Below are 7,919 nucleotides of genomic sequence, written 5' to 3'. Positions count from 1 at the left end.
GTGGCCAAGGCCTAACTTGACAACTGGACCACTTAATGGGGGCAGGCCAGTTAGCCACATGGTAAAACCATCGGGACTTTGAGCGCCTGAGGTGGCCGGGGTATGTATTTTCCTCTATATATCTGTTTTTAAAAGGTTATTTTTGAATCGCAAAAAAAAAAGACTTTACAAGTTTGTATAATTTAGATAGGAATCCTAATTATGAGTAACTTCGATGATATTTCCGATCCACTTGGGCAGCGTCTTGCAGACGGTCTGGAACGTTTGCAAGCCGTTGCCCGCCAATTGGACTGGCAGGCAGCGGACGCCAAACGACTGACGCCAACACAGGCCGATATATTGCGCTTTGTTGCGCGTCGGCCCGATGGTGTGCGCTTAATGACGGCTGCAGCCCATGCGGGGATCAGAAATGCGACCGCAAGTGAGGTCGTCGGTGCATTGGAGCGTAAGGGCTATGTAAAAAAATTGCCGGACCCTGAAGACGGTCGCGCCGTTCTTATCAGGATAACCGGCGAAGGGGCCGCCCTTGCCGGGGGTTGGCCACAAAGCTACGGCACGGTTATCGAAAGCCTTTCCAAAGGCGAGCAGGAAGAACTGCTGGCACTAGTGGTGAGGATGATAAGGGATTTGCATCAAAAAAACCTGATTGCGCCGCAAAGGACATGCGTGACATGTCGGCACTTTCGGGAAAACCAAAGGCCCGCAGACGACAAACCGCATTATTGTGCTTTTGTCGGGGCTTATATGGCAGACAGGCATTTACGTATCGACTGCACCGATCATGAGGAAAAAGCAGCCTGAACGGACTTGATGTCTTTAGGGCGGCATATTGAAGAGATGGCGCTTTATATAATTAGGATTCCTAATAATATAAAGCGCACACCCAAAACCTGTTGACGATCTAAGGAGGATCACATCATGACACTTTTCGCTAAGAAATACATCGCAGCTCCTGTCATAGCAGGGCTTTTTGCAGGGACGGCCTTTGCCCACGGTCCGGATGACGGCGGGATTAAGGCGGAAAAGGGAAATGCTGAAATTGCATCTTTCGACATTGTTCATGCGAAAATCTCGACCGAAGGCTCAACGGCTTTGTTCCATATGGGCGTATCGAAGAATGCCGGTAAATCAAAGCCGGCCCCGACCGGTCAGCTCGCAGGATCGGATGTTTTTTCTTATGTCTGGCCGACGACCATAAATGCCTATGAAGTGGGCTTTGATAAAGATGCCGGGATCCTGGCATTCGCCGTGACCTCGCACCCCGATTTTGACGATACACCGCTGTTTGATGAAAATGGCGATGGCAGGCTCGATAATGACGGCGACTTATGGCACAGCCATTGGGTCGTTTTGACGCCTGATGAGGCCTGCGGTCCGGGTAGCCTTAAAGTGAAGGATATCCCGGAAGGCGCAAAGCCGAGACTGCCGAAAACATGGCCCGGCTTACCGCTTCACATCGATAGCCCAGGCTGGTCGCCTGTCATAACCGGCGATACCGTCGAAGTCCGGGTGCCGTTTGAAAATATTGGTGCTGTCGAAAATACGTCTTTTGATGGTGTCACATCGGGCTTGCGGGTCAATGAAAGCGTCCATGCGCCTTTGTTGTGCGTCGTCAATGTCTTTGATGTTGCTTCAGGCGATCTCAGTCTTTCAGGCAAGGTTAACCAATAAACCTTAAGACTGAGAGACGGCCTTGCTGATATATGTCTATGTCGGCAAGGCCGCTTTATGTTGTATATATCCATGAAAGACATAAGCTTTTGTCGGGTGCAGCAGGCAGAGTTTCGGGGCGGATGCGATGGAGAGTGTGATCCATACGGTTTTAACGGGTCGCCTTGCACCCCTTGGCAAGCACGCGGTACCCAGCGGGATTTATAAGACGGCTCTTACAGGACCGATTCATGTCGCCCGCTTTGGTCTGTCGGGTGATGAGCAGGGCGATAAAAAGCATCATGCGGTCCGGAAAAAGCCATTCATCACTATGCATTCGATCATTATGCACAATGGTAAAGCGAATATCCGCAGCTTGGCGAGACCCTGAAAAAACCGGGGGCATTCGGCGAAAATATTTCCACAGTGGGGCTGATTGAATCTCAAATTTGTATCGGTGATATCTTTCATATGGGCACAGCCCTTGTGCAGGTGTCGCAAGGCAGGCAACCCTGCTGGCGGCTGAACGAGCGGTTTTCTATGCCCGCCATGGCGCGAAGGGTGCAGGAAACGGGGCGTACTGGCTGGTATTATCGGGTACTGGAAGACGGAGATGTTACAGTCGGCGACAGGCTGGTACTGGTAGAGCGTCCTCTGCCGGATTGGAGCCTGTCGCGCATTTTGCAGGTGCTTTATCGCGATACGGATAATAAATCGGCTCTCTCGGCGCTTGCCGATATGGAATTACTTGCGGACTCATGGCGGTCGCTGGCGCGTAAACGTTTGGAGCGTGGCGGTGTCGAAGATTGGGCGCAGCGCCTCAATACACCTGACAAATCGCCGACTTAGATCGCGTTTAATGCTTGCGGACAATAAGATGACGTAAGGCCCAGTTCCTTTTATTATATGTTGGCTTAGAAAATCGTCTTTATGCCCCATGGAATTGGCGCGATTTAAAAAGCCGTTCAAAAACCGGTCTGATGGCGCACTGCTTTTCACATCACAGATGCATATTCGATATCAAGGCAGATCAGAGGGCACTGTAAAATCGTATCGCGCGGACTGGGGCGACAAAGAGATGCAAATTCTTCCGTTGTCTCAACACCCTGATAGTCCAGTTTTTCAGGCAGCCGTGATCCGCGAGCGCGAACACGGCACGTTGGAGCATCTGCTGGTGATGCCGGTGACATCGGGCGAGATCATGCTGGCGAAGGTCTGGGCCAATGGTCTGGTGATCGTGCTGTCGGCGGTGCTTTTCCGCTTTCGCGCCACGCTGGCCGCCGCGCGATAAGTTGATCTCGAAGGGCCTGAGGAGGCTATGAAATTGTCTTGAACGATCGTTCTGGACATGCGAGGCACTTGGGGCTTCAACCAAGGAGATGATCCCCATGGCCCGAACCGGCAATAATGCTTTCGCACATATGTTCAAGATGCCCAAATTATGGTCTTTTCCCTTGCGCATGGCAGGGGCGCTGTTCGGGGCATTGGTGTGTATGGCCGCTTCGGCCATGGCCGGGGATCAGGACACTTACCAAAAGGCGCTCGATAGCGTGGGTGGCCGCGCGGCCATAGAGGCGATTGCGCGGGTTGAGGCGCGGCTGAGCGGCATCAATTACGAGCCCATGGAAAATGTGGTGGTGGAAACGCCCATCCACACATCCGATGACAAGCTGCGCATTCTGTGGGAGCCCGGCTCCAACCGCTTCCGCCGCGAAACCGTGCTGGAAACCATCTTTCCCTTCAAGGGAAGCTGGACCTATCAGGAGGTCTTCAATGGCTCGGCCGGCATCTTGACGGGCCGCGACGGCTTTCGACCCAGCGCAGAAAAGCAGCTGGCCGCCGCGCGCATCGGGGCGGACCTCAAGGAATTCTGGCTTTTCAATCCGCAATTCCTGCTGGCCCATGCAAGGCCCGTGGAAGGCGCGTCGTCGCAAGGGTCGAGCGCGGTTGAAATCACGCTCAGCCTGCCCGACAGGCCCACAAGCTGGCGGGTCCGCCTCGATCGGGAGCGGATGCTGCCCGTCCGGCTTTCGGTCACGGAGCAAGACCCGGTTTTCGGGCCGGTGGAGGTGACCGCGACTTTCAGCGACTGGCGCGAACTGGATGGGATCATGACGCCCTTTCGGGTCGTGAAGCGGGTGGATGGCGCTTGGTGCGTCAGGAAATCCGCGAAGCGGTGTTCTATCACAAGACCGGCGAAAGCGATGCCTTCAAGCTGCCCGACGAACCGGCGGCCGAGGCTTTGGATGCCTCTCTCACAAGCTGGGGCTGGGACATGGCGCATTGGTTCTTGCGTCGCGCCGCCATGGCCGCCCCGGCGGACGCCGATCAGTCACATCCGGTCGAGTTTCTCGAAGTCGCCGAAGGCGTGTTCCAAGTACTCGGCAGCAGCATCATAATCTGGTCATTGTCGGCTCGGACAGCTTGGTCGTTGTGGATGCACCGCTTTATGACCGGCGCTCGCGGGCGGTGCTGGCCGCGCTGGCCAAGCGTTGGCCGGACAAGCCCGTGCGCGATCTGGTGCTGACCCATCATCACAATGACCATATCGGCGGTTTGCAGCCTTATGTCGCGGCGGGCGCGCGGCTTGTCGTGCCGGGGCGCGACCATGGCTTTTTTGATGCGCTCGTGCGCCGCACTCTCGGCATCGAGGCGGAAATCCTGCCCGTGAGCGCGCCCATGACGCTGCGTGATTTCAGCAAGGAGGTCTCCTTGCATTTGGTGCCCAATTCGCATGCCAATGACATGCTGGCCGTTTATCTGCCAGAAGATGGGCTGATGTTCGTGAGCGATCTTTTCTCGCCGGGGCGCAGCGCGCAGAACCCGCTTTTGGCATCGGAATTGCTTAATGCCATTCGCTTTCAGGGCCTGGCGGTTTCCCGGCTTGTGGGTGGCCATGGCCGGGGGGTGGAGCCGCTTTCGGCGCTGGAAGCCGCCGCCAGGCGCTAAGGCTGCGGCCAATCCTGCAAGGGGGGTGCATGACCGTTTCGGACATGTGCGTCCGTCTGGCTGAAGTAGAAAATCATGCCGTGGATCAAGAACTTCGATGAAGCAGAGGCTCTGGAAAAAGCCATGCAGGCTTTCTGGGCGCATGGTTATGAGGCCACATCAATGCAGAATTTGGTGGAGTGCACCGGGGTCAATCGGGGCAGCCTTTATGCTACCTATGGCGGTAAACGCGCGTTCTTTTTGGCGGCGCTGCAGATGTATGACCAGAAGATGCGCCGTGAATTGCTGGCCGGTTTGGCGGCCCGCAACAGGCCGCGCGAAGCCATAACCGCGCTGTTCCGGACTTTTATGGAAGATCTTGCAGAAGACGGCAGCAATCGCGGCTGCCTTCTTACCAATACGGCGTTGGAATTATCGGCCCATGATCCCGAAATTGCCCGGATTGTCGCCCATGCGCAAAAGCAGACGGAAGGCTTTTTCGCCCGCATGATCATAAAGGGGCAAAAGTGCGGCGAGATTGCCGGTCATGTGGATGCAGAAGGGACCGCACGGGGCCTTTTGGCCAGCCTGCTCGGCCTTGTGGTTTTGGTGCGCAGCCGTCCGGACACGGCCCTTCTTCAAGGCATTGTCGCCGATGCCCTACGGCGGCTGGATTAGTTCCCGGCCATGAGCTTCTGCTTTGCCACGCTCTATGACCGACGCGACAATGCGGTCGCACCGGGCACCATCGAAGCTGAAGGCTTCTCCGATGGTGATGTCCATGTCCTGTGCCAGGCTTTCGCGCAGCAGGCTGCGGGCCCTGAAGAAGCGGGTGCGGACGGTGGCCTCTGGAATGTCCATTGCCTGTGCCACGTCTTCGACGCTCATTTCCTCGATCGCGCGCAACACGAAGACCGTGCGGAATGCTTCGGGAAGTTGATCGATGCGCTGTTCTATAAGTTTTCTCATTTGCGACCGTTGTGCTGATTGTTCAGGGGCGCGTTGAGGGCCATCGGTCAATGCGGCAAGAGTTTCCGGCGCGGATGACATCATGGCGGCGTCTAATGGAATGACTTGCGCGCGTTTTCTTCGCAATCGCCCTAGCGCTTCATTGGTGGTGATGCGGACCAACCAAGTGGAAAGCTTGCTTTGTGCGCGGAACTTGCCAAGAGCCCGCCACGCGCGGAGATAGGATTCCTGAACCACATCCTCGGCTTCGGCATCCTCGCAAACAATGCTGCGGGCCGTACGGAACAAAAGCTGGTTGTGGCGCCGCATGATTGTTTCAAATGCAGCCCCGTCCCCTTTAATGGCATATGCAATCAAGTCCGTTTCCGAAGCGGTTTCCACATGCCGTGCTATCGCTTGATAAGTTGAAAGGTTCATATGCATCTCTTATGCAAGGATCCAAACAAGAGACTATGTAGTCTCACATATTTTCTGATGTACGGTCCCGGCGCTGTTATTGTTTTCGCAGGCCAAGAAATTCACGCCGCAGGGCTTCATTTTCAAGAAAAGCCCCACGCATCACCGAATTTGTCATGACCGATTGCTCATCCTTGATGCCGCGCCAGTGCATGCAGAAATGATCAGCTTCCATCACAACCGCCAGCCCATCGGGTTTGATGCGATGTTCAAGCTCGTCGGCAAGCATGACGACGGCTTCTTCCTGAATTTGTGGGCGGTTCATGATCCAGTCACAAAGGCGGGCATATTTTGAAAGCCCGATCAGATCGGAATTCGCGTTTGGTAAAACGCCGATCCAGACCCTCCCCATGATGGGACATAGATGATGCGAGCAGGCACTGCGGACTTTGATCGGCCCGACGATCATCAATTCGTTAAGCTGCGATATATTTGGAAATGTTGTGATCGCGGGAGCATCTTGATAGCGGCCGGCAAACACTTCATTGATGAACATCTTGGCGACACGCCGCGCAGTATCGGCTGTGTTATGATCGTTTTGAGTGTCGATCACGAGGGCTTGCAACACCTCATTCATCCGGTCTTCAACTTCTAAGCGGAGCTCGTCCAGTTCGCCGTCTTTGATGAATTTCGAGATATTGTCATTGGCAAGGAAGGGCTGCCCAATTCTGGTCAACCGATGCCGAATACGCTCGGACACCGTTTCGTTTGAAAGGCACTCTGCGTTATTTAGTTCCTGAACGAGTTTCGTGTTGAACATGATTGGTCCTCAGTCGGCGGCGGCGTGCATCGGATGGTATTTGATTGGACCAACTGCTGTTTATCGCAGTTGTTGAGCAGCGAGGGCAATCATTCTTGATCCTGCCCAACGCCATAGCCATAGACCAGTTTACCGCCCAGCCAGCCGCCAATTACAAGGGATAGAAAGCCGCCTGTGTCGAGCATAAGCGACAGTGCATCCGGGGCGAGCGGTTGCAATTCATCAAGCCGCAACAGCAAGCGAAGGGCGAAGAATGTGAAAGCACAAAGCATCGCGCCCATATGCGCCAAGCGTGCCGCATGGCAGCGCCTTCAGGCACACGCGAAAGCTCTATCATGCCAGCCAACATAGCTGGCAGAGCCATCGCGCAGCCTATGGTGAATAGCCCACCCGACCATCGCCACGCAGCCTCTTCCAGCCAAATACTGGCAAAGTCGGCGAAAACCGCAAGCGACCAGCAAGTGACCGGAAAATGCACAAGTGCGGGATGTAAAGGATGGCGCATCGTATCAAATCGCCTGGGATAGGATGACCAGAAATCCGGCCACAGCAACCCCGGCATGGATGATCACAACGGCTTTTGGTGGGAGGTGCTTGCGCAGGTGAAATGATGCCAGAAAAAACCCTCCAAGGGCTGCGATCAATAAAAGTGCAAAACCGATCAATACTGCTTGGGCAGTCGACCCCTGAACCATCAGGGCGATCAGCAGAATGAGACCGACTGCCCCCAATGCCGCATGCAGCATGGATAATGCCCAGGGAGCAAATTTATCACGCAAGACATATGACGCGAGGACAATGCCGCCAACGGCAGCGATGGCAAAGGCGATTAGGGCATATATAAGCATAGCTATTCCTGCTTTGGATACGGGAGGTGTCGATCATTAGATGCGGCAAGGGGTTATTGCGTTCCCGAAAATTGGAAAAATAATTCAACGCCCAAATATTTGAAAAATAAAAAGGTTTTCCGGATTCGTCAGAGACGGCCTATTTTTGTTACCGCCCGTCTTTTGACCGGGTGCGTATCTGGCGGTGGGTTATTCGTGGATGTCATTCTTTAAACAAAAAATGAATGTAAAATATAGTTATATACCAATTCACTAGACCAGAATTAAATTAGTGGCCTAAATATAGCGTTGACAGATTGTGGTATATT

At 54.5% G+C, this 7,919-nt stretch carries 9 protein-coding genes and 3 pseudogenes; 7 read left to right on the top strand and 5 right to left on the bottom strand.

What is annotated here, in order from left to right; all coding sequences use genetic code 11:
* Positions 1-201: 201 nt before the first annotated feature.
* The 7 genes and pseudogenes from JCM17844_RS09885 to JCM17844_RS09860 all read left to right on the top strand — a co-directional run bounded on the left by JCM17844_RS09885 (position 202) and on the right by JCM17844_RS09860 (position 5,256).
* Complete coding sequence (locus tag JCM17844_RS09885; RefSeq protein ID WP_150000795.1) at positions 202-801, top strand: MarR family winged helix-turn-helix transcriptional regulator; 600 nt, start codon at positions 202-204, stop codon at positions 799-801.
* Positions 802-918: 117 nt separating this feature from the next.
* Positions 919-1,671, top strand: a complete 753-nt coding sequence (locus JCM17844_RS09880) for a hypothetical protein (protein ID WP_150000794.1) — start codon at positions 919-921, stop codon at positions 1,669-1,671.
* Between the two features lie 127 nt (positions 1,672-1,798).
* Positions 1,799-2,499: pseudogene (locus tag JCM17844_RS15060) on the top strand (MOSC domain-containing protein).
* Between the two features lie 277 nt (positions 2,500-2,776).
* Positions 2,777-2,941, top strand: a pseudogene (locus tag JCM17844_RS17305) (ABC transporter permease subunit); the annotation flags it as partial.
* A 97-nt stretch (positions 2,942-3,038) separates the two neighbouring features.
* Entirely contained in the window at positions 3,039-4,049 is a 1,011-nt protein-coding gene (locus JCM17844_RS15050; RefSeq protein WP_210431760.1) for a hypothetical protein, read from the top strand.
* A 34-nt stretch (positions 4,050-4,083) separates the two neighbouring features.
* The gene (locus JCM17844_RS09865; protein WP_235898971.1) at positions 4,084-4,599 is read left to right on the top strand and encodes an MBL fold metallo-hydrolase; all 516 of its coding nucleotides are present in this window, start codon (positions 4,084-4,086) and stop codon (positions 4,597-4,599) included.
* A 75-nt stretch (positions 4,600-4,674) separates the two neighbouring features.
* Entirely contained in the window at positions 4,675-5,256 is a 582-nt protein-coding gene (locus JCM17844_RS09860) for a TetR/AcrR family transcriptional regulator (RefSeq protein ID WP_150000792.1), read from the top strand.
* Here JCM17844_RS09860 and JCM17844_RS09855 read toward each other — a convergent pair.
* The 5 genes and pseudogenes from JCM17844_RS09855 to JCM17844_RS09840 all read right to left on the bottom strand — a co-directional run bounded on the left by JCM17844_RS09855 (position 5,239) and on the right by JCM17844_RS09840 (position 7,509).
* Positions 5,239-5,964 (bottom strand): RNA polymerase sigma factor, encoded by a 726-nt coding sequence (locus tag JCM17844_RS09855; RefSeq protein ID WP_150000791.1) that lies wholly within the window; start codon positions 5,962-5,964, stop codon positions 5,239-5,241. The genes JCM17844_RS09860 and JCM17844_RS09855 overlap by 18 nt on opposite strands.
* A 76-nt stretch (positions 5,965-6,040) precedes the next feature.
* Entirely contained in the window at positions 6,041-6,763 is a 723-nt protein-coding gene (gene folE, locus JCM17844_RS09850; RefSeq protein WP_150000790.1) for a GTP cyclohydrolase I, read from the bottom strand.
* An 89-nt stretch (positions 6,764-6,852) separates the two neighbouring features.
* Positions 6,853-7,044: a DUF2231 domain-containing protein gene (locus JCM17844_RS09845; RefSeq protein WP_150000789.1), complete on the bottom strand. Its 192-nt coding sequence runs from the start codon at positions 7,042-7,044 to the stop codon at positions 6,853-6,855.
* 59 nt (positions 7,045-7,103) lie between these two features.
* Positions 7,104-7,268, bottom strand: a pseudogene (locus JCM17844_RS17300) (DUF2231 domain-containing protein); the annotation flags it as partial.
* 4 nt (positions 7,269-7,272) lie between these two features.
* Complete coding sequence (locus JCM17844_RS09840) at positions 7,273-7,509, bottom strand: hypothetical protein (RefSeq protein WP_210431758.1); 237 nt, start codon at positions 7,507-7,509, stop codon at positions 7,273-7,275.
* Between the last annotated feature and the right edge of the window lie 410 nt (positions 7,510-7,919).

It is taken from the genome of Iodidimonas gelatinilytica (assembly GCF_008579125.1).
GTDB classification, from domain to species: domain Bacteria; phylum Pseudomonadota; class Alphaproteobacteria; order Sphingomonadales; family Rhodothalassiaceae; genus Iodidimonas; species Iodidimonas muriae.
This window is presented reverse-complemented; position numbering and strand designations above follow the sequence as displayed.